Here is a 20,234-nt window from a genome sequence, read left to right on the forward strand (position 1 = left end):
TCAGACCGGGAGCTTGATCAGGTCGTCGACTGCGCCCATGACCTTGTTACGGACCTGCATCAGCATCGAGAACGACAGGCTGGCCTGCTGGCTGGCCAGCATCGCGCCGACCAGGTCGTCGCTCTTGCCGGCATCGACCGCGGCCATGCGCTCGCCGGCGGCGCGGTCTTCGGCGTCGACGCCGGCCAGCGCATCCTTCATGGTCTGCGCGAACGAGAAGCCGCCCTGCGCATCGGCGCGGACGCCCTGGGCCATGCCGGCGGCCGGGGCGATCGCCAGGCGCTTCGCTTCGTTGGTGAGGTGCGCCAGATCAGCCCTGATCAAGCCAGCCAGTTCAGTTCCCATCGTGATTCCCATGCGATTACTCGGTTTGGTGAGGACGACAAATGTGAAATCCCATGTCGCAAGCGCATCCCCGTAAATACGGGGAATTGTTAAATCCCGTCATGCAGGCAGCTGTTTTCCGGACCTCGGGGCCGGTGTCCGAACACCTTGGGTTAACCGAAGCCGAGGAGCTTTCTCCTGCGAAACATCATGATATTACCGTACGGAAACACATAAATCAAAGCAGAATGTCAAAGTTTGTTAATCAATATCACTGTATAATAGTTGCCGTAGGGAATCAGAAGTGCAACATCATTTACCGGCGACCACACACCCATATCGATGAATCCACCCGACCGTTCGCGTGATTTCCAGGTGCTCGATCCCTGCCTGCTGGGGCGGCCCGTGCACCTGCTGCCGAGATTTGCCGCCCGCCTGGCCGAGGCGCTGGGCGCGGCCATGGCCTCGCCGGCCGGGCGCCGCTACTGGGGCGCCTGGCGCCTGGTGAGCCTGGCGTTCGAGCGCGCGCCCGAGCAGGGCGGCCTGCGCTGGCTGGGCGTCGGCGGCGCCTACGGCAACGCGGCGGTCGCCTTCGAACGCAGGCTGCTGCTGGCGCTGCTGGAAGGGCGCTACGGGCGCCGCACCAGCGTGCAGGCGCCGCCGCGCGATCCCGTCTTCGAGCGCGTCACCGCCACCGAAGAGCGGCTGGCGGCGACCCTGACCCAGCAGCTGGCCGCGCTGCTCGACGCCCGCGTGGCCGCGGGACTGGCCGCTGCCGGCGCGCCGGCTGTGGCGCCCGCCGGCGCGCCGGCCGGGGTGGCGCCGGCGAGCGCCCCCGGCAAGGCCGGCTGGGTGATCCGCGCGGTGCTGCGCGCGCCGGGCGGCGACGCCGCCGTGAACGCCGACAGCCAGCTGTGGATCGGCCTCGATCATGATTTGATGGCCCATGTCCTGCAGGGCCTGATGGCGGACAAGGGCAGCGTGCGCGGCGTGCGTGCGCGCAGCGAACCGCTGGCTTCCAGCCTCACCGTCAAGCTCGACGGCCGCCTGCTGAGCAAGGAAATCACCCTGGCCACGCTGTTCGACCTCGCGGTCGGCGACGTGATTCCGGTATCGGTCGGTCGCGCCGATGTGCTGCTGGACGAATCGCGCCTGTTCACGGCCTCGGTGGCCGAGCACAAGGGCAAGCTGTGTTTAACCTGTTTTGAAGATGCCGAATAATGGACATGAACCTCAACGAGCAACTGACTGGCGCCGACGTAATCATTGACGACCTCGATGGGGTGGAGGGCGCGGTCGCCACGGCGGCCGGCGCCACGGCAGGCGGGAGCGCGGCGCGCCATCTGCCGCAGATGATGCGGCGCATCCCGGTGACCCTGACCCTGGAAGTGGGCTCGGCCCGCATCTCGCTGCAGGAACTGATGGCGATCGGCCCGTCCTCGGTGGTGCCGCTCGATTCGCTGGCCGGCGAACCGCTGGTCATCAAGGTCAATGGCGCGCCGATCGGCCGCGCCGAAGTCGTGGTGGCGGGCGAACAGTACGGCCTGAAGGTCCTCGACCTGGATGGCCTGAACCTGGACCTGATCGCGTCATGACGGGTGTGTTCCGCGGCGCCGGCTGGCGCCGCGCCGCGCCCCTGGCCGTTTCACTGCTCGTGGTCGCGCTGCCCGCAGCGGCCCAGCAGCAGGACGTGCTGCCCGGGGTGATTCCCGGCTCCAGCCAGGGGATGAGCGTCAAGTCGCAGATCCTGGTCCTGATGACCCTGCTCGGGCTGCTGCCCGTGATGGTCATGATGATGACCAGCTTCACCCGTTTCGTGATCGTGCTGTCGCTGCTGCGCCAGGCCCTCGGCCTGCAGCAGGGCCTGCCGAACCGGATCGTCACCGGCATCGCGCTGATCCTGACCCTGCTGGTGATGCGCCCGATCGGCGAACAGGTATGGCGCGACGCCTTCCTCCCTTACGACAAGGACCAGATCGGCCTGGAGGCGGCCCTGAAGATCGCCGAGGCGCCGGTGTCGCGCTTCATGCTGGCCCAGACCAGCAAGGCCTCGCTGGCCCAGGTCGCGCACCTGGCGGGCGAGCCCGCCAGCCTGAAGCCGGAGGAGCGCAGCTTCCCGGTCAAGCTGGCCGCCTTCGTGCTGTCCGAGCTGAAGACCGCGTTCCAGATCGGGGCGATGCTGTTCATCCCGTTCCTGATCATCGACCTGGTGGTGTCCTCGGTGCTGATGGCGATGGGCATGATGATGCTCTCTCCGCTGGTGATTTCGCTGCCCTTCAAGCTGCTGCTGTTCGTGCTGGTGGACGGCTGGACGCTGACGGTGAACACCCTGGTCGGCAGCATCCACGGCTACTAGAGAACGCAAAGAGAACAAGCGCATGAGTCCCGATATCGCTGTCGACCTGGTGGTCGAGGCCCTGCAGATCGTGATGCTGCTGGTGATGGTGCTGGTCGTTCCCGGCCTGCTGGTGGGCCTCGTGGTGGCCCTGGTGCAGGCGGCCACCCAGATCAACGAACAGACCCTGAGTTTCCTGCCGCGCCTGCTGGTGACGCTGGCGGCGCTGATCCTGGCCGGGCACTGGATGACCACCACCCTGATGGATTACTGCGTCTCGGTGTTCCAGCGCGCCGCGACCCTGGTGGCGGGCTGACCGCCGGATGGAACTGGCCGGTTTCCTGCTGCCCCTGATCGGCGCCCTGTGGTGGCCGTTCTGCCGCATCATGGCGGCGATGGCGACCGCCCCGGTGCTGGGCGAGGGCGCGGTGCCGCTGCCGGTGCGCGCGCTGCTGGCGCTGGTGCTGTCCTTCCTGATGCTGCCCTTGACGCGCGGCGGCGCCATGCCCGATCCGTTCTCGCTGGCCGGCGTGGTGGCGATGTTCGAGCAGGCCGTGATCGGCGCCGTGCTCGGGATCGCGCTGCAGTTCGCGATGGCCGCGATCTCGATGCTGGGTTTCCTGGCCTCGAGCCAGATCGGCTTTTCGCTGGCGCAGATGAACGACCCGGTCAACGGCGCGGTGTCGGACGTGATCTCGATCCTGATGTCGCTGGTGGCGATGCTGGTGTTCTTCGCGATCGACGGCCACCTGATCCTGATGGCGGTGCTGGGCCAGAGCTTCCGGGCCTGGCCGGTGGGAGGAGGTGTCGGCCCGCTGCTGCTGGAGACCGTCGCGCTGAACTTCGGCTGGGTGTTCTCGGCGGCGTTGCTGCTGGCGCTGCCGATCGTGTTCTCGACCATGGTGGTGCAGATCGGCTTCGGCTTCCTGAACCGGGTCGCGCCCAGCCTGAACCTGTTCTCGCTGGGCTTCTCGCTGGTTACCATCTTCGGCCTGCTGATGCTGGTACAGCTGGTGCGCTTCATCCCGGAGCACTACGTCGCGATGACCAACCAGGTGCTCGAGATGCTGCAGCAGCAGATGGGGAGGGCGCGTGGCGGATAACGGCACCGGCGGCGACAAGACCGAAAAGCCCTCGCAGCAGAAGCTGAAGAAAGCGCGCCAGGAAGGCCAGGCCGTGCGCTCGCGCGACCTGGCGACCGCCGTCGGCATCCTGGTCAGCCTCAAGCTGTTCGCGCTGATGCTGCCCGGCTACCTGGAGGACTTCCGCCAGCTGTTCCGCCTGGTGTTCGTGCCGCTGGGCGAGGCGGGCGCGATCGAGAATGCGCTGTCGGTGGTGTTCGGCGGCGCGCTGCTGCTGCTGGCGAAGATGGTGCTGCCGCTGGTGGTGGTGCCGGGCGCGATCATGGCGGCCGCCATGGTGCCGGGCGGCTGGGTCATGTCGAGCAGGAACCTGGCGCCGAAATGGAGCCGCCTGAGTCCAATGACCAACCTGGGCAACCTGTTCTCGCAAAAGCACTGGATCGGCTTCGCCACCTCGGCGGCCAAGGCCGTGGTGCTGGGCCTGGTGATGGTGTTCGTGTGCCGCGCCGGCATGCGGGCCTACCTCGGGCTGCAGCGCATGCCGCTGCCGGACGCGCTGGCGCACGGCGCCGGCATGATGTTCGACGGCCTGATGGCCCTGGTGGCGGTGTTCGTGGTGTTCGCGCTGGTCGACGTGCCGGTGCAATCCTTCCTCTACCTGCGCAACCAGCGCATGAGCAGGCAGGAGATCAAGGAAGAACACAAGAGCAACGAGGGCCGGCCCGAAGTGAAGCAGCGCATCCGCCAGCTGCAGCACCAGCTGGCCCAGCGCAGCGTGCGCAAGTCGGTGCCGACGGCCGACGTCGTGATCGTCAACCCCGAGCACTACGCGGTCGCGCTGAAGTACGACACCAGCCGGGCCGAGGCCCCGTTCGTGGTGGCCAAGGGCGTGGACGAGATGGCGCTGTACATCCGCCGCGTCGCCGCCGAGCACAAGGTCGAGACCTTGTCGCTGCCGCCGCTGGCGCGCGCGATCTACAACACCAGCCAGGTGCAGCAGCAGATTCCGGCGCAGCTGTACCAGGCGGTGTCGCAAGTCCTGAACTATGTTTTGCAACTGAACGCGTTCCGTGCAGGCCGGCGCCAGGCGCCCCCGCGGTTCCCCAACGAGGTGGCCGTTCCATCTCACCTGAGCGAGATCCCAGAATGAATTCCTTCAACGCCTTCATCGCCGCCCTGCGACGCCAGAAATACGCCGCCCCGGTGTTCCTGATCGCGATCCTGGCCATGATCATGCTGCCGCTGCCGCCGATCCTGCTGGACGTGCTGTTCACGTTCAACATCGTGCTGGCGCTGATCGTGATCCTGGTCTCGGTGTCGGCCAGGAGACCGCTCGACTTCTCGGTGTTCCCGACCGTGATCCTGGGCACCACCCTGCTGCGCCTGGCCCTGAACGTGGCCTCCACCCGCGTGGTCCTGCTGCACGGCCACGAGGGCACGCACGCGGCCGGCCAGGTGATCGAATCCTTCGGCAACGTGGTCATCGGCGGCAACTTCGTGGTCGGCCTGGTGGTGTTCGTGATCCTCATGATCATCAACTTCGTGGTCGTGACCAAGGGCGCGGAGCGGATCTCGGAAGTGTCGGCGCGCTTCACCCTGGACGCGCTGCCGGGCAAGCAGATGGCGATCGACGCCGACCTGAACGCGGGCCTGATCAACCAGGAAAAGGCGACCACGCGGCGCAGGGACGTGGCGGCGGAAGCCGATTTCTACGGCGCGATGGACGGCGCCTCGAAGTTCGTGCGCGGCGACGCGATCGCATCGATCCTGATCCTGGTCATCAACCTGGTGGGCGGCATCGCGATCGGCGCCCTGATGCACGACCTGCCGATGGGAGAAGCCTTCCGCGTGTACGCGCTGCTCACCATCGGCGACGGCCTGGTGGCCCAGATCCCGGCGCTGCTGCTGTCGGCGGCGGCCGCGATCCTGGTGACCCGCATCGGCGAATCGGGCGAGCTGGAACAGCAGGTCGGCGGCCAGCTGCTGGCGCAGCCGGCGGTGCTGTACTCGGCCGCGGGCGTGATGCTGGTGCTGGCGATCGTGCCGGGCATGCCGGTGTTCTGGTTCTCGATCTTCGCCGCGGTGCTGGGCTATGTCGGCTGGAAGCTGGACGGCCAGGTGAGGGCGCCGGACCATGCCGGCGTGGCCGCGATCGAGGCGGCGCTGCGCGACGAGCGCGCGCCCGAGCTGGACTGGCAGGCGCTGCCCGTGGTGCAGCCGGTGACGGTGGCGGTGGGCTATAAACTGGTCGGGATGATCGACCGCGCCCAGGGCGAGCCGCTGGCGAAGCGGATCAAGGGCGTGCGCCAGAGCCTGTCGGAGCAGATGGGCGTGCTGCTGCCGGAGGTCAGGGTGCGCGACGACCTGGCGTTGCGCCCGGCGCAGTACGCGATCAGCCTGTCGGGCACGGTGGTGGCGGAAGCCGAGGTGATGCCCGAGCACCTGATGGCGATCCCGTCGCCGAACGTGTACGGCGAGCTGGATGGCATTCCCGGGATCGAGCCGGCCTACGGCATGGCGATCACCTGGATCGCGCCCGAGCAGAAGGCGCATGCGCTGGGGCTGGGCTACCAGGTGATCGAGGTGCCGAGCGCGATCGCGACCCACACCTCGAAGGTGGTGCGCGACTACCTGCACGAGCTGTTCCGCCACGAGGACGTGCCGGCCATCCTGGAACGCCTGACCGCCCTGTCGCCCAAGCTGGCGGGGGCGCTGGACAAGGCGCTGACCCACACCCAGCTGCTGCGCGTGTTCCGCGTGCTGCTGGCCGAGAACGTGTCGCTGAAGGACATCGTGGTGATCGCCACGACCCTGCTCGACAGTTCGGAGACGACCAAGGATCCGATCCTGCTGGCGGCCGAGGTGCGCTGCGCGCTGCGGCGCCAGATCGTGTCCCAGCTGTTCGGCAAGAAGAAGGACATGCCGGCCTTTAACCTGTCGGCGGAACTGGAGAACATGCTGCTCGGCTCGTTGAACCAGGCGCGCCAGAACGGCGGCGGCAAGGTCGCGCTGGACAACTACCCGATCGACCCGCAGCTGCTGTCCCAGCTGCAGATCAACATGCCGGTGGCGCGCGAGCAGATGAAGGGGGCGCATACGCCGCCGCTGCTGCTGGTGCTGCCGCAGGTGCGGCCGCTGCTGGCGCGCTATGCCCGGCTGTTTGCGCCGGGGCTGCACGTGCTGTCGTATAACGAGATTCCGGAAAACCGCGACGTGTCGATCGTGGGGACGGTCGGCTAGGGCCGGCGTCAGCTCGCGGGTTCGCCCTGCGCCGGCAGCGCCAGCGCCAGCTCGGCCACCGCACGAAACACCGGCAGGGTCAGCACCTGGGCCGCATCCGACGCGGCCAGGCGCGCATGCCGAGGCCCGTCCGGCAGCCGGTCGCGGTAACTCCAGCGCCGCACGGCCAGCCCCGCGCGCGCCACGGCTTCCTCCAGCAGCGGCTGCAGCGCGCGCAGCCGGCCCAGCGCCGCCGCATCCGGCGCGCACAGTTCGAGCGCCACCCCGCCGGGCATCGGCGCGACCTGCAGCACCACGGCCGTGCCGTCCGCCAGTTCCAGTTCCAGCCGCAAGGCCGCGCGGGCGCGGCGGCGGCGGCCGGGCGGCGGGTCGGCTTCGCCGGCGACCACGCGCAGGTGCCGGGCCCGCGGACCGCCCGCGTGCACCGTGAAGCGCCAGGCGTCGGGCGGAAGCGGCGCGCCATCGGGCTGGCGCAGCACGCGTCCCTCCTGGCTCGCGGCCAGCACCGCCGCCGGCAGCCGGCCGGCCTGCGCGCGCAGTTCGCGGTCCATCAGCTGGTTGCCGTAGTTGCGCACCATCGCGCGCCAGGAGGAGGCCAGCGCCTGGCCGTCGGCCACGGGGAAACTCAGCTGGCGCGTCATGAACACCTGGTCCGCGCGCATCGCGGCGCCATCCTGGGCGGATTCGGGCGCCGCCTGCGGGGCGGGCGCCAGCGCCTGCGAGGCCGGCAGCGGCAGCCCCTCTCCCCCGGCGATGGCGCGCGCCACGGAGGCGACAGCCGCCACCGCGCCGACATGGAGCGGCGGCGTGGGCGGCGGCAGGAGGGGAACGATGGAGGGGATGCTGGTCATGGCGTTCTAAAGAAAAAGGGCCAGCCGTGGATGGCTGGCCCCTGGACTCTACCCGAACTTGCGTTCAGGCCGTGGCCATTACTGCAGCAGCGACATGACCATCGAGGACATGCTGTTCGACTGCTTCAGCATCGCGGTGCCGGCTTGCAGCAGCATCTGGCTCGAGGTCATGTTCGCGCTTTCGGTCGCGAAGTCGACGTCCATGATGCGGCCGGTTGCGTTCTTGGTGTTGGTGCTGATGTTGGCCAGGTTGTTGTACACGTGTTCGAGGCGGTTGGCCGAGGCGCCCAGGCTCGAACGCAGGGTGTTCGAGTTCTGCAGGCCGGTTTCCAGCAGGGTGATGGCGGCGGTCGCGCCGGCGGCGGTGGCCAGGGAGCCGGCGGTGATAGCGGTGACGCTGCCGGTGACGGCGGTCACGCCGCCCGAGAAGTCGACGGTCATGACTTCGGTCGCGCCGGCGCCGATCTGGAAGTCCATCGGAGCAGCCATGGTGGTGCCGAACAGCGAGGTGCCGCCGAAGGTGGTGTTGGTCATCACGTTGTTCAGTTCCTTGGCCAGCTCCGCGTATTCGGCGTTCATCGCGGTCTTGTCGGCGGCGGTCGAGGAAGCGTCGGCTGCCTGGGTCGCCAGATCCTTCATGCGGATCATCATGTTGCTGACTTCATCCAGCGCGCCTTCGGCGGTCTGCAGCATCGAGGTCGAGTTCTGGGTGTTGCGCATCGCGACGCCCATGCCCGAGGTCTGGGCTTTCAGGCGGCTGGCGATCTGCAGGCCGGCCGCGTCATCCATTGCCGAGTTGATGCGGTAGCCGGTCGACAGGCGGGTCATCGACGTCGACAGCGAGTTTTGCGTACGGGTGATGGCGTTTTGTGCGGACAGTGCGGCGTTGTTGGTATGAAGGCTCAGCATGGTGAACTCCTGTTTGATAAGGGGGAGAAGTCTGTTTTCGAGTGCGTCACTCGCTCTCATGAGTACAGGGCGACAAATTTGTGTACGGCATTAAATGCCACATGGAAATTTTTTGAATTATTTTTTTGGACCGCGCGCGATCGTCCATGCAGAGCGGAATTGGCGGGCGGAGAGGGCGGAGGAAGCGGCGCTCATGCTAAGGTGGTCGTTGGGATGCCATGGCCGGCCCGGCCCGTGCCGTGGCATCCCGTGCATTTCCCGATCTGCCCGCAGTACGCTCCCGTTCCCGGATCGTTGGCGGAGACGCCTGGGACAGGGGCCCGCAAACAGGAGGCGTGGTCATGCGTATCGGAACATGTCACAGGACTGCGGCCAGTTCCGCAATCCCACTCTTCATCTTCGGGATGGCTGCGAAGGGCGCCCTGGCCCAGGTGGCGCCGGCGCCCGAGGTCGAGCAGGCGCCGCCGGCCGAAGTGGAAGTCGTGCAGACGGTTGTCGTGACGGCGCAACGCCAGTCCCAGCTGCTGCAGGATGTGCCGATGTCGGTCACCGCGCTGACGGCAACCGACCTGGCCTCCCGCCAGATCAATAACGCCCTCGACCTGCAATACAGTGTTCCGAACGTGAACTTTACCAAGGCCATGTTCGATGGGGCGACCTTCACGATCCGGGGCGTGGGCGATCTCTGCACCGGCCTTTCCTGCGATCCGGCGACCGCCATCCATATCAACGACATGCCTGTCTTGCAGTCGCGTATTTTTGAAACCGAATTTTTCGATCTGCAGCGGGTCGAAGTGCTGCGTGGACCACAAGGCACGCTGTACGGCCGGAATGCGACGGCGGGCGTGATCAACTTCATCACGGCCCGGCCCACGTTCGACAAACAGCATGGCAGCATCCAGGTCGAAGTCGGCAAGTACGATACGCGCCGGGTCAACGGGATGGTCAACATCCCACTCAGCGATGCCATCGGCCTGCGCCTGGCGGGGACGTATCTGAAGCGGGACGGGTATACCAGGAACCTGTTCGATCACAGCCGCATCGATGGACGCGACCTGTATGCGCTGCGCGCCAGCCTGCGCCTCCTGGCCGGCAAGTCGACCACCCTGGACCTGATCGGCTCCTACTTCCGCGAGAACGACGATCGTACCCGCTTCAGCAAGCAACTGTGCTCCCGCGACGAGGTCGGCATCATGGGCTGCCGGCCGGACCGGCTTGGATCCGACACGCCCAACTTCCACGGCGTCGTCGCCGGCGTCTTGGGTTCCCGCGAGTTGTTCGGCATTGCGAGCGGGGGCAACCCCCTGATCGCCGACCTGGGGTTGTCGAGCGTGTATGGCCCGGACCCGCTGTATGGCGGCGTGCGCTCACCCGAGGACCTGCGCGAGGTGCGTTCCGACCTGAGGCCGTCCTATCATGCCGAGAACGCGCACCTGATCTTGCGGCTCGAGCAAAAACTCGGTGAACAGTACGCGCTGACCGTTACCGGGGGCTACGTTCGCGACCGCTCCGACCAGCGCGCCGACTTCCATCTGTCGGCCGCGAATCCATTGACCGCGAACCCCGGCGTGCTGAATCTGGCGGCGTTGGCCAACGCTCCGGGAGCCGCCTTTCCCGGAGGCCTCAATCCCTTCACGCCGGTGGCCTCAGCCTTGTTCCCCAACGGCCTGTCGGGAGGACTGTGCACGTCGGAACCGAACCGCCGGTACACCGGCATCTACGGTGGCCATGTCAGTGGCTGCTCGCCGCGCGGCGCTGAATTCGAGCGCTTCAGGGACAAGTTCAGGCAGCGCACGGTCGAGGCCCATCTCGACAGCAAATTCGATGGCCCATTGAATTTCCTCGTCGGCGCCATCTACCTCGATTACAAACGCGACAACGATTATTTTGTGAACCTGTTCGCACTCGACTACGCTGCGGGGGTGCTGGGTGGGATCACCAGCCTCGGCCAACGCGCCGCGGGCAACCTGGCCTACCCGAATGTGTTCCTCGGTCCCGGTTTCTACAATTCGGAACTGCCCGAACTGAAGCTGGAGAGCTATGGGGTGTTCGGCGAGGCCTACTACGCGGCCAGCGACAAGCTGAAGTTGACGGGCGGGCTGCGCTATTCAAGTGACGAGAAGCGCCAGCGCCAGCGCGCCGTGCTGCTCTCCTTCCCCGTTCCGTTCGGCGTAGCGGAGGCTTTCCAGTCCCCGTACGCCGGCGCCTACGATGCGGATGCATCGCGGGAGGGCAGCCAGCTGTACGCGCACCAGCGGACCAAGTCCAGCGCAGTCACCGGCCGCTTGGTGGCCGACTACCGGCCGGACAGGAACACGCTCTACTTCGCCTCGTATTCGCGGGGCTACAAGTCGGGCGGCCTGAATCCGGCCACTCCGGTCGAGTTTCAGGTGGCGTCCGAATTCAAGAAGGAAACGCTGGACGCCTTCGAGCTTGGCGCCAAGAATACGCTGCTGGGCGGGAAGCTCAACGTGAGCACGAGCGCCTTCGCCGTCCGCTACAAGGACTTGCAGATCAGCCGCCTGGTGGGCCGATCGGCCGTGAACGATAACGCCGATGCGGACATCTTCGGGGCGGAGCTGGAGTCGGTAGTGATTCCCGTGCGCGGTTTCAGGCTGAATGTGTCGGCAAGCTTGCTCAAGACGAGACTGAAGGAGGTATCGCTCATCGATCCGCGCGATCCATCCGGCGGGCGTTCGGATGTGGTGGTGATCAAGGATACCGCGAGCGGTTCGAACTGTGCCGTCATCCCGGCGGCGGGAGGAAGCGGGGCAGGGGCGAACGGCCTGGTGACTGCCGTGAATGCCCAACTGGGCCTGAGGCCGCCCGTTGCCTTACCGGGAACCAGGGCGACCGGTGCCTTCAGTATGTGCGACGCGCTCGGAACAGCCGGGGGATCGCAATACACGGTGGCCGACGGCGTCGAGGTGAGCCTCAAGGGGAACGCATTGCCGCTATCGCCGCGATTCAAGCTGTCGGCCGGGGCCGAATACAGTTTCAGTCTTGGCAATGGCATGACCCTGGTGCCGCGGATCGATGCGCATTACACGGGGAGGACCTTCTCCAGCGCATTCAACAAGCCGCTTGACCGGATCAAGGGTTACGCCAACGTCAATGCCCAGCTCCAGCTGTTCGGACCCGGGAAGCAGTGGTTCGTGCGCGCTTACATACAAAACCTGACCGGCAACAACGCCACGACGGGACGCTTCGTCTCCTCCCAGGCGTCTGGCTCCTATACCAATATCTTCGTGCTGGAACCGCGCCGGTTTGGCCTGGTTGTGGGGACTCAACTATAAGTAATGCGCGCTTTTAGGGTAAGATTCGCGGGCCCGCGTTGAAACGGCGGGCATCCATCTCAAGCTCGGCCTGACGGGCCGGCGCGACGGCCTGCGCTCCAGCCGGAAATGTTCCGCAATGGACTGATGTCCCCTACGGCGGATCCGAGCGCACAGCGTCCCTCGATGTTCAGTATCGACACCATCCGTGGCAAACAGCGAGGCGGGGGATTGAGTTGTCTTTGTTCTCTCCCAGAGGGAAAAACAGGAATTTGATGAAATACGGAAAGCGAAAACTCAGCGTAGCACCCATGATGGACTGGACCGAGGAAGAGGAGTTTGCAGAGTGAAGATGAAGGGCGCTGTAGCAAATTTGTAGTAATGGATAAGTTGGATGCCGCGCGCTAGCTGAGCAACAGTTGCTCAGCCTCGCAAGAAGTCCCGGCACGCAGGCTAGCATCGCCCGGAACGAAGCTCATCGTCACCTTGTTTTGGTAAGCGCCGTAAGCGTGGTCCCGAGGCCGTGCTAGAACCTATTTCTTTCCCCATCCGTTCACGGCCATCCGTAACAAAGTCGCGTTGGCCGCACGCTTGTCAAAAACCTTGGCATCGAATTCGCCGCCTGCCCAGTCGAGCATTTCACGCGCCTCCTGGCTGCGCGGCCTGCGCTCGATAGTGTCGAGGAATTCGATATAGCCAGGCGGGCCGCCGACGTCTTCCGGAGGGCAGGCGCCCGCGCCGTCGATCACGGTGGCATATCCCAGTTTTTCGGGCGCTTCGGAGATGCTTTCGATATGGACGGTATGCGCCCACGAATCGCCGAAATCGTACAAATAGATGAATCGCTGGCCTGGATAGACGAGCCGCCCCAGTTTGGCCTTGCGATCGTCCCGCGGGCCATGGCCTGGCTCCTCGATCAGGTCAGGCACGTACTCGTTGTCGAGCATGGCGTAGGTATCGTCTTCAATATCAAATTGATGCAGATGCGACGAGGTCCAGCCGAATGATGCCTGGAGGATGTGGTGCAGGTTACGTAGCGTGATGTCGCCATCGACCTGGATGCGGCGCCAGACGGGTGGCGCAACATCATCGATGCTGACGTGGATGATAAGGATGTGAGCTGGTTTTGCCATGAGCGGAAGAATCGTGATTGAGCCGCCTGGCGAGACGCGCGCGGCTCAGGTGACGGGAGTGGCCGCCAGTGTATCAGCCAGGTTCCAGGGCAGGAAGTCGTGCACCCGGTGGACGGGACGCTTGTCGATGCGCTCCAGCACGTAACGCAGCCAGGCTTCGGGGGTGACACCATTGAGCCTGGCCGTGCCGAACAAGCCGTACATGGAGCATGGGCCTGCCCCGCGCCTGCCGTATGGCGAGGCGTTTATCCGGCGGCTTGCCGCGGATAGCTTCTTCGATGGCGTACAGCTCGCCGATGCGGCGCAGCGCCTCGGCGTTCAGGGTCGACGTACGCGCCACGTTCACCATGGCACAGGGAAATACATTGATTCTCAGCAAGCTCCGCCTGGCAGCATGCAGGTAAGGTGTCAGCTGACTATTTTTCCCGTGTGCTAAGGCCAAGCGGCCCTTCAGGAGGCAATCAATGGGCGAAAGCCAGGGTATTGCGGCCGGTGCCGCGCGGTCGGCGTTCAGCGGCGCATCTCAACATAACCGGCTCATGCGGCTCGACTTTCCATTCAAGGACGGGCCGTCCGCGATCCTTCTGCCCAACAAGCTGGTCGCTCATGAGGAAGTCTCGCGCAGTTTCCGCTTTGACGCCGAGGTGCTGTCGGACGACCAGCGCATCCCGTTGAAAATAATGATGGGCCGAATGGTGACGATCTCCCTGGTCCGGGAAGACGGTTCCCTGCGCTACTTCAACGGCTACATCACCGAGTTCCGCTTCCTGCGCAGCGATGGCGGCTTTGCCTTCTATCAGATACTGCTCGAACCCTGGCTCGCCTTCGCGCGCCTGCGCAAGGACAGCAGGTCGTTCCACAATAAAAACGTGCTCGAGATCACCGAGGAAACCCTCAAGCATTACCCCCAGGCCGACTGGCACATGGTCAAGATCGACGAGTCGATGCTGACCGTCGCCAACCAGTACAACGAAACTGACTACAACCACCTGCACCGGCGCTGGGAAGCGCTTGGCCTGCACTACTGGTACGAACACCGCTTCGACGGCCACAAGCTCATGATCTCGGACAACAGCTTCCTGGCCGAGCCGATCGATGAGGAAGCGTACGTCATCTCTTTCCACGACAAGGGCGGCTCGCGCGAGGACGACGGCATTCACGAGTGGACGGCCATCCGACGCCTCGGTTCAGGCAAGACCACGCTGGCATCATTCGATTACAAGAATCCTACAGCCCAACGTGCTGAAGCCGCTTCAGTCAACCAGCAGGGCGACATCATTCCTTACGAAGTCTACGAGGACCTTGGCGCCTATGGTTTTCGCCTGCACACCGAGGGTGAACAGCTGGCGGGCCGGCGCATGGACGAGGCGGACAAGGACACGCAGTACTTCGAGGCGGCCGGCAACGAACGGTGCGTGCTGCCCGGCCGCACGTTCAAGCTCGGCGGCCAATTCAGCGCCGAGCCGCGCTCGCGTCGCTACGACGCCGGACCGCGCAGCAGCATTGCAGACCGCTACTACCTCATCCTGTCCGCCGACCATGAGGTATCGAATAATTACCAGGCCGGCCCTGGTGCACCTTCGCACTACGAAAACCGCTTTACGTGCATCCGCCAGGATATCCGCTGGCGTCTCGGCCGCAACTACAACAGCGAGCCGGCTACCTACACGGGGCTGCATACCGCCATCGTCGTCGGCCCGGCCGGCGCCGATATCCACACGGATGGCTACGGGCGCGTCAAGCTGCAGTTCCACTGGGACCGGCTGGGCAACTACGACGAGAAGAGTTCGCCGTGGATCCGGGTATTGAGCCCGGCAGCCGGCCGCGAATTCGGGCAGATCCGGTTGCCGCGCGTCGGCGAGGAAGTGGCCGTCGTCTACCCGAACGGGAATATCGACCATCCGCTCGTACTCGGCGCGCTCTACAACCAAACGCACATGCCGCCGTGGTCGCTGCCGGAGCAGCAGTCGCTCGCCGGCCTGCGCAGCCGGGAGCTTGGGGGCGGAGCGCGCGGCAATCACCTTGTTCTCGACGATACGAAGGACAAGATCCAGGCGCAGCTGAAAAGCGACCATCAGTGCAGCCAGCTCTCGCTCGGATACATTACGCGCATCGAAGACACCAGCGGGCGCAAGGACACACGCGGCGAAGGCTGGGAACTGCGCACCGACGGGCACGGTGTGGCACGTGCAGGCAAAGGGCTGCTCATCACGACCGAAGCGCGGCAGGCGGCACGCGGACCCATCAAGGACATGGACGAAACGACGAGACGACTCGTGCTGGCTGGCGAACAGCATCAACTGCTGGCCGAGATCGCGCAGAAGAATGGGGCCCAGGAGCCTGTCGACAACCAGGATGCCGTTGCTTCCGTGCTGCAAGCGCAGACCGACTCGGTCGAGGGTCAAGATTCGAAAGCGGGCAGCTTCTCCGAGCTGGCGAAACCGCACCTGGTACTCGCAAGTGCCGCCGGTATCGCGACGACGACTACCGGCGACACCCACATCGCCAGCGACCGCCACACGGCTCTCACGACCGGGAAAAGCTTGTCTCTAGGCGTTGGTACGCATTTCTTTGCCAGCGTCCGCCAGTCCTTACGCTTGTTCGTCCAGAAGGCTGGCTTGAAGATGGTGGCGGCGGCCGGCGACATCGACCTGCAGGCCCTGTCGGACAACATCAAGCTGCTGGCGAAGCTGGAAATCACGCACACGGCCAACCGGATCACGATCAGTGCCAAGGAAGAGGTGGTCATCAACGGCGGCGGCAGCTACGTGAAATTCGCTGCCGGCGGCATCGAACACGGCACCAACGGCAGCTTCGTGGCGCACGCTGCGCACCACAGCCTGGTCAATGCAAAGAACGCGGAGATGGCGGCCAACATGCCACCCGTGGCCGATGTGCTGCGCAAGGGCCGCGCCGCGCTGCACATCGGCAGCCATGCCGAGACCGCGGGGAGGACCGGTGCCGGCTTGCCCTTCAAACTGTTCAAGGACGGAGCCCTGGTCGAGCAGGGACACATCGACGACAAGGGAAACATCCAGTTCGCGCACGAGCTCGATGCCAATGCGGAGTACAAGGTCGAGCTCCCGACCGGCCAGTCTTTCGCTATTGCTGCTAGCGCCTACGCCGAGCAGCACGAGCAAAATGCAGGAGTGGGATACCACGGCTATGAGAACCCGGGCGGCGCCCTGACCGAGGACGAACATTCCCTGGACCGGGACCGGATCGATGCCAATCCCTGGTCCAGCCAGCAAGCATAAGTTGCAAGCGCCGACAGCGGCCTTTTAAGCGGAAGGGAAGCGCATGGGCATGGAAGAAAACGAGGGCCTCTATACACAGAAGCTCTGCTACAACCAGGCGGTAGGCCCTTACCAATGCCTATCCTTGCCCTGGTGGGTCAGGACGAGCAAGCACAAGACCTACCTGGCGCGCCACCACTGCCGGATCGAACCCCTCATCTGCGGCGAAGAGGTGTTCGGCAGTATCCAGAAAGACCTCCTCGCGGCGCGAGGAAGCGTGGACATTATCACCTGGGGATTCGATCCGGGCATGGTGCTCGTCCGTGGTAGTTCAGCCGAAGACGGCATGCGCTATGGCGACCTGCTCAAGCAGATTTCGACCCGCAAGGAGAACCCGGTCGCGGTGCGCCTGCTGCTCTGGCACGACAATGCGGCCTCGTATGCGATCCAGAAAAATAATCCTGGCCTGTATGGAACCCGTATCCCCACGATCGGCGCCTACGCCGGCTATTTCGGCGAAACGCATGACCGGTATAACCGTGTATGGTTCGACGAGATCATCGCGAACAAGGTGCCGAACATCGTGCTGCGTACCCGGGAAGTCGCCCTGAAGTTCCGGGGGCCTGCGCTGGCAGGCGAGAAGTACAAGATCAGCCCTATCGACGGCCGGGCCGGCTCCATCTATCCCACCCATCATCAAAAGATGATCCTGATCGATTACGAAACGCCGGCGCGCGCCGTCGGCTACGTGATGGGGCATAACTCGACGACCGACTTCTGGGATACGGCCAGGCATCGCTTCCAGGACAGGCGCCGCGAAACGCTGTACAGGAAGAATCCCGCCGAAGCGATCGGCAAGCTGACAGCCGCTATGGATGAAACGCAGGACTGGTACGAGCGGCAAGTGCGATCGATGTCGGGCCAGCCTGAACAAGCGTCGCGGCGAAAGGCTGAGCGCCTCATCGAATTCATCAGTCAATATGGATTCACTGCGAAACCGTATCAGGACGTGTCGCTGCGCGTGCGTGGCTCCATTTTGTACGACATGAACCACAATTTCTGCCATGGGTGGGAGGAATCCGAACCGGGTACGCCAGCCTTGAACAACGCGATCTGGATGACACCGCCTGGCATGGCGGGCGTGGAGGAACCCGTCGCGGTCAAGGCGACCGACCAGAAGCCGGCGACTCTGCCTGCTCTCGTGCAGAGCAGGCGGCACCTGAAGGCTGCCGACTTCGCCCTGAAGGACTGCCACCACAGTGCGCAGCTGTTGCGCACCTACCCGGCGTACCAGGAAAAATCGATCAAGGAATGCTACGCCAACCTGACCCGGCTCACCCATCACTACATCTTCATCCAGAACCAGTACATCCAGTACGAGGAGTGGGCCACCTACCTGACGGCGTGCATTGAGAAGCTGCGCAGCGCGGGCTACACCAAACCCATCTACGTGTTCATCCTGACCTCGACGCCCGAGACTGACGGCATGGATCTGGCGACCTATGACGTTGCCCTGCAACTCGGGCGCAGCGAGACCATGAAGGTCGAGCACGAGGAAACGGTGGCGAAGGCCAGGCGCGGCAAGGCGAAGATGCCGATTACGGCCGCGGAGCTGGAGAAACGCGGTATCAGAGCCCTCATGGCATCGATGTGGAGCGGCGCCGAGCAGCCTAAATCCCCGAAGGACTACGAAGAGACCTACATCCACGCCAAGGTGGCGATCGTCGATGATGCGGCCTTCACGGTCGGCTCGGCCAACCTGAACGTGCGCAGCATGGTCCTCGATAGCGAACTCAATCTGCTCAGTCAAGCGATGGACGTGGCTTTCGACTTGCGCAGGAAGCTGTTCAAGCAGTGTACGAATGACGAGGGGCCGGCGCTGTTCGGCGATATGGGAAAAACATTCGATAAATGGTTGGACCTGATGCAAGACAACACTGATGCGATGGCGAAGGGCCGGCCCCTGAAAGGCCAGATCGCTACCTTTCACGTCGACAGGGAACCTGGTCCGCCGGTAATCTGATATGCGGCCAACAATTCGCCGCTGGATGTACATCGCCGTCGCTTCAGTCGTCATCGCGACCGGAGCCTATTTTTTACAACAACATCTGGAGTACGTAAAGATGCACACGATCCCGGCCGGCTTGCAGCCGTTCGACGTCAACGGCCCGATTACGACTTGTGGCCGCTGGAAGGACACGATGCCGAAGACCCGCGATCCGGCCGCCTACCGGCTCTATATCAACGCCCGCAAGCTGTGGCGCAGCAAGATCGAGTGGCAGCTGACGCGCCAGGAAGCGCTCAGTATCCTGCACGATGTGCAGGCCGCCGCGAACCAGGGCGACTGGGGCGCGCGTGCATTGATGGCCTACTTCTACCGGAACGGCCTCGGCCCCCTCGACACTAACCACGTGCTCGATCCGGATGCGGAGAAATTGGTAGAAATCCTGCGCTCGGCCGTCGCCGCCGGCCAAGCCTGGGGCTACTACGATCTCGGCGTCGCCCACGAGCACGGCTACGGGGGCGCTGCGCAGGATGAACAGATCGCGTGGGCCTATTACCGGAAGGCGGCCGAGCTCGGCAGTCCGGAAGCGCAGATGGCCCTGGCGAGCGCGTACCTGAAAGCCGAACGTGACGACGCTGAGGAAGCGATGGTGATGTGCGCGTATAAGCAAGGGCATGGACCTGCAGCCTACAAACTCGGAAGCTATGCCAAACTTAGCAAGAATTTCGCCGCTGCGCTGGAGTATTACCAAGCGGGCGCGCGGTTTGGAAGCAAGCGCGCATCAGTAGCACTGAGGCTTATGTTCGACACCAATGAGTGGAGTTTGCGCGACAAACAAGAGCAGGCTGTGCTCAAAGCGATCGAGATCCTGCCCGATCCAGAACGTGAACGTCGGTACGACCAGATCGCGGATGCACTGGACCTCAACCCCGACCTGAAACTGGCCCGCCTCGACCAGGTGTTGCCTCTGCCTCCTGCGGAACTACCCGCATGGAACGGCATCCAGGACGCAGTCGAGCCCGAACCAGACGGCCCGCCGGCCTACTAAAGTCATCAGCTGATGGGGGGACAGATATGCCTCTAAAGATAATCACGGTGGGCGATAAAACCGATCACGGCGGAACCGTCATCAGCGGCTCGCCGAACCATGACGTTCGTGGGCGCGCGATCGCCAGGCTCGGGGATCAGGTCGACTGTCCGCAGGTCTACCCTGGAGGCAAACCGCATGGGGTCAACAAGATTGTTACTGCCTCCAAGTCCTTCACCGTCAACGGCGTACCAGTCGTGGTCGAAGGGTGCACGACAGAGTGTGGGTGCAAGCTGATTGGCAGTCAGCCGGCCAGCGTCGGCTAGCGCCATGGCGTCTGCAACTGGAAAATAGTCAAAAAACGAGGAACGGCAAATAAAGCTTGGCGGTACCATTCGATGGATCGAAGAGTCACACCGATATCGGGTTGGGAAGAACGCGATATCACGTGATCTGCCCGCGCCGAGCCGGTCGAAGAGTACCGGCGAGCCTTTTGCCTGATCACGTTCACGAAGTGGTATGGGTGGTGCGCGATGTCCTGTCGGGCACTAGTACAGCATCACACTTCGATTTTCGGATACAGGTGCTTGAGTTTGATCCGGGCGTCTGCAGTACGGAATTGCCAGTCGATACCGGTCTGGCGTAGGTTGCGGCGACTGGCCCATTGTCGAGCCAACTGGTCCACGGCATCGACCTCATCGATATGGTGTCCGAGACATTGCCGCGTAGCGGCGCTCAGTTCCGATTCGGCCATGTTGAGCCAACTGCCATGCTTGGGAGTGTGGATCAACTCCAGCCTCCTCATCAGGCGTAGCGC

16 protein-coding genes and 2 pseudogenes are annotated in these 20,234 nt (G+C 64.3%); 12 read left to right on the forward strand and 6 right to left on the reverse strand.

Annotated features, from left to right (window positions below; all coding sequences use genetic code 11):
* Positions 1-345: a flagellar hook-basal body complex protein FliE gene (gene fliE, locus H162_RS0101245; protein WP_026354094.1), complete on the reverse strand. Its 345-nt coding sequence runs from the start codon at positions 343-345 to the stop codon at positions 1-3.
* A gap of 321 nt (positions 346-666) precedes the next feature.
* On the opposite strand from fliE, the gene H162_RS0101250 reads away from it, so the two are divergent.
* From H162_RS0101250 to H162_RS0101280, 7 genes are read left to right on the forward strand one after another with little or no spacing between them, the layout of a single operon-like run.
* The gene (locus H162_RS0101250; RefSeq protein ID WP_040786048.1) at positions 667-1,545 is read left to right on the forward strand and encodes a FliM/FliN family flagellar motor C-terminal domain-containing protein; all 879 of its coding nucleotides are present in this window, start codon (positions 667-669) and stop codon (positions 1,543-1,545) included.
* Entirely contained in the window at positions 1,545-1,919 is a 375-nt protein-coding gene (locus H162_RS0101255) for a FliM/FliN family flagellar motor switch protein (protein ID WP_020651629.1), read from the forward strand. The genes H162_RS0101250 and H162_RS0101255 overlap by 1 nt, the downstream gene beginning before the upstream one ends.
* A complete protein-coding gene (fliP, locus tag H162_RS0101260; RefSeq protein WP_020651630.1) occupies positions 1,916-2,680 on the forward strand; it encodes a flagellar type III secretion system pore protein FliP in 765 nt (254 codons plus the stop codon). Before H162_RS0101255 ends, fliP begins: the two co-directional genes overlap by 4 nt.
* A 22-nt stretch (positions 2,681-2,702) precedes the next feature.
* Positions 2,703-2,975, forward strand: coding sequence for a flagellar biosynthesis protein FliQ (fliQ, locus tag H162_RS0101265; RefSeq protein ID WP_020651631.1), 273 nt, complete (start codon positions 2,703-2,705; stop codon positions 2,973-2,975).
* Positions 2,976-2,982: 7 nt separating this feature from the next.
* Positions 2,983-3,762, forward strand: coding sequence for a flagellar biosynthetic protein FliR (gene fliR / locus H162_RS0101270; RefSeq protein ID WP_020651632.1), 780 nt, complete (start codon positions 2,983-2,985; stop codon positions 3,760-3,762).
* Positions 3,752-4,891, forward strand: a complete 1,140-nt coding sequence (gene flhB / locus H162_RS0101275) for a flagellar type III secretion system protein FlhB (protein ID WP_020651633.1) — start codon at positions 3,752-3,754, stop codon at positions 4,889-4,891. The genes fliR and flhB overlap by 11 nt, the downstream gene beginning before the upstream one ends.
* Positions 4,888-6,981 carry a flagellar biosynthesis protein FlhA gene (locus tag H162_RS0101280; RefSeq protein ID WP_020651634.1) on the forward strand — a complete coding sequence of 698 codons (2,094 nt, stop codon included), beginning with the start codon at positions 4,888-4,890 and terminating at the stop codon, positions 6,979-6,981. The genes flhB and H162_RS0101280 overlap by 4 nt, the downstream gene beginning before the upstream one ends.
* Before the next feature lie 8 nt (positions 6,982-6,989).
* Here H162_RS0101280 and H162_RS0101285 read toward each other — a convergent pair whose 3' ends face one another.
* Positions 6,990-7,832, reverse strand: a complete 843-nt coding sequence (locus H162_RS0101285; RefSeq protein WP_020651635.1) for a hypothetical protein — start codon at positions 7,830-7,832, stop codon at positions 6,990-6,992.
* Positions 7,833-7,910: 78 nt separating this feature from the next.
* The gene (locus H162_RS0101290) at positions 7,911-8,741 is read right to left on the reverse strand and encodes a flagellin N-terminal helical domain-containing protein (protein WP_020651636.1); all 831 of its coding nucleotides are present in this window, start codon (positions 8,739-8,741) and stop codon (positions 7,911-7,913) included.
* A gap of 341 nt (positions 8,742-9,082) precedes the next feature.
* Here H162_RS0101290 and H162_RS0101295 point away from each other — a divergent pair, with 341 nt between their 5' ends.
* Positions 9,083-12,037 carry a TonB-dependent receptor gene (locus tag H162_RS0101295; protein WP_084676891.1) on the forward strand — a complete coding sequence of 985 codons (2,955 nt, stop codon included), beginning with the start codon at positions 9,083-9,085 and terminating at the stop codon, positions 12,035-12,037.
* Positions 12,038-12,549: 512 nt separating this feature from the next.
* Here H162_RS0101295 and H162_RS0101300 read toward each other — a convergent pair.
* On the reverse strand, positions 12,550-13,149 hold the full coding sequence (locus H162_RS0101300; protein WP_026354096.1) for a plasmid pRiA4b ORF-3 family protein: 600 nt from the start codon (positions 13,147-13,149) through the stop codon (positions 12,550-12,552).
* A 45-nt stretch (positions 13,150-13,194) separates the two neighbouring features.
* A pseudogene (locus H162_RS35130) lies at positions 13,195-13,468 on the reverse strand (transposase domain-containing protein); the annotation flags it as partial.
* 145 nt (positions 13,469-13,613) lie between these two features.
* Here H162_RS35130 and H162_RS29855 point away from each other — a divergent pair.
* The 4 genes from H162_RS29855 to H162_RS33025 are packed head-to-tail and all read left to right on the forward strand — an operon-like array spanning position 13,614 to position 19,743.
* Positions 13,614-16,406: a type VI secretion system Vgr family protein gene (locus H162_RS29855; RefSeq protein WP_156885416.1), complete on the forward strand. Its 2,793-nt coding sequence runs from the start codon at positions 13,614-13,616 to the stop codon at positions 16,404-16,406.
* 43 nt (positions 16,407-16,449) lie between these two features.
* Positions 16,450-18,408 (forward strand): phospholipase D-like domain-containing protein, encoded by a 1,959-nt coding sequence (locus tag H162_RS0101320; RefSeq protein WP_020651641.1) that lies wholly within the window; start codon positions 16,450-16,452, stop codon positions 18,406-18,408.
* Positions 18,409-18,433: 25 nt separating this feature from the next.
* Positions 18,434-19,438: an SEL1-like repeat protein gene (locus tag H162_RS0101325; protein ID WP_020651642.1), complete on the forward strand. Its 1,005-nt coding sequence runs from the start codon at positions 18,434-18,436 to the stop codon at positions 19,436-19,438.
* Positions 19,439-19,464: 26 nt separating this feature from the next.
* Positions 19,465-19,743: a PAAR domain-containing protein gene (locus H162_RS33025; protein WP_084676892.1), complete on the forward strand. Its 279-nt coding sequence runs from the start codon at positions 19,465-19,467 to the stop codon at positions 19,741-19,743.
* Positions 19,744-19,976: 233 nt separating this feature from the next.
* Here H162_RS33025 and H162_RS0101335 read toward each other — a convergent pair.
* Positions 19,977-20,234: pseudogene (locus H162_RS0101335) on the reverse strand (IS630 family transposase); the annotation flags it as partial.

This window comes from Massilia niastensis DSM 21313, assembly GCF_000382345.1.
Lineage (GTDB): Bacteria > Pseudomonadota > Gammaproteobacteria > Burkholderiales > Burkholderiaceae_D > Telluria > Telluria niastensis.

Coding starts and splice junctions, on each gene's coding strand:
- fliE (WP_026354094.1), bottom strand. CDS start 345: ATGGGAACTGAACTGGCTGGCTTGATCAGGGCTGATCTGGCGCACCTC.
- H162_RS0101255 (WP_020651629.1), top strand. CDS start 1,545: ATGGACATGAACCTCAACGAGCAACTGACTGGCGCCGACGTAATCATT.
- fliP (WP_020651630.1), top strand. CDS start 1,916: ATGACGGGTGTGTTCCGCGGCGCCGGCTGGCGCCGCGCCGCGCCCCTG.
- H162_RS29855 (WP_156885416.1), top strand. CDS start 13,614: ATGGGCGAAAGCCAGGGTATTGCGGCCGGTGCCGCGCGGTCGGCGTTC.
- H162_RS33025 (WP_084676892.1), top strand. CDS start 19,465: ATGCCTCTAAAGATAATCACGGTGGGCGATAAAACCGATCACGGCGGA.
- H162_RS0101280 (WP_020651634.1), top strand. CDS start 4,888: ATGAATTCCTTCAACGCCTTCATCGCCGCCCTGCGACGCCAGAAATAC.
- H162_RS0101325 (WP_020651642.1), top strand. CDS start 18,434: ATGTACATCGCCGTCGCTTCAGTCGTCATCGCGACCGGAGCCTATTTT.
- H162_RS0101320 (WP_020651641.1), top strand. CDS start 16,450: ATGGGCATGGAAGAAAACGAGGGCCTCTATACACAGAAGCTCTGCTAC.
- fliR (WP_020651632.1), top strand. CDS start 2,983: ATGGAACTGGCCGGTTTCCTGCTGCCCCTGATCGGCGCCCTGTGGTGG.
- H162_RS0101290 (WP_020651636.1), bottom strand. CDS start 8,741: ATGCTGAGCCTTCATACCAACAACGCCGCACTGTCCGCACAAAACGCC.
- H162_RS0101300 (WP_026354096.1), bottom strand. CDS start 13,149: ATGGCAAAACCAGCTCACATCCTTATCATCCACGTCAGCATCGATGAT.
- H162_RS0101285 (WP_020651635.1), bottom strand. CDS start 7,832: ATGACCAGCATCCCCTCCATCGTTCCCCTCCTGCCGCCGCCCACGCCG.
- fliQ (WP_020651631.1), top strand. CDS start 2,703: ATGAGTCCCGATATCGCTGTCGACCTGGTGGTCGAGGCCCTGCAGATC.
- H162_RS0101295 (WP_084676891.1), top strand. CDS start 9,083: ATGCGTATCGGAACATGTCACAGGACTGCGGCCAGTTCCGCAATCCCA.
- H162_RS0101250 (WP_040786048.1), top strand. CDS start 667: ATGAATCCACCCGACCGTTCGCGTGATTTCCAGGTGCTCGATCCCTGC.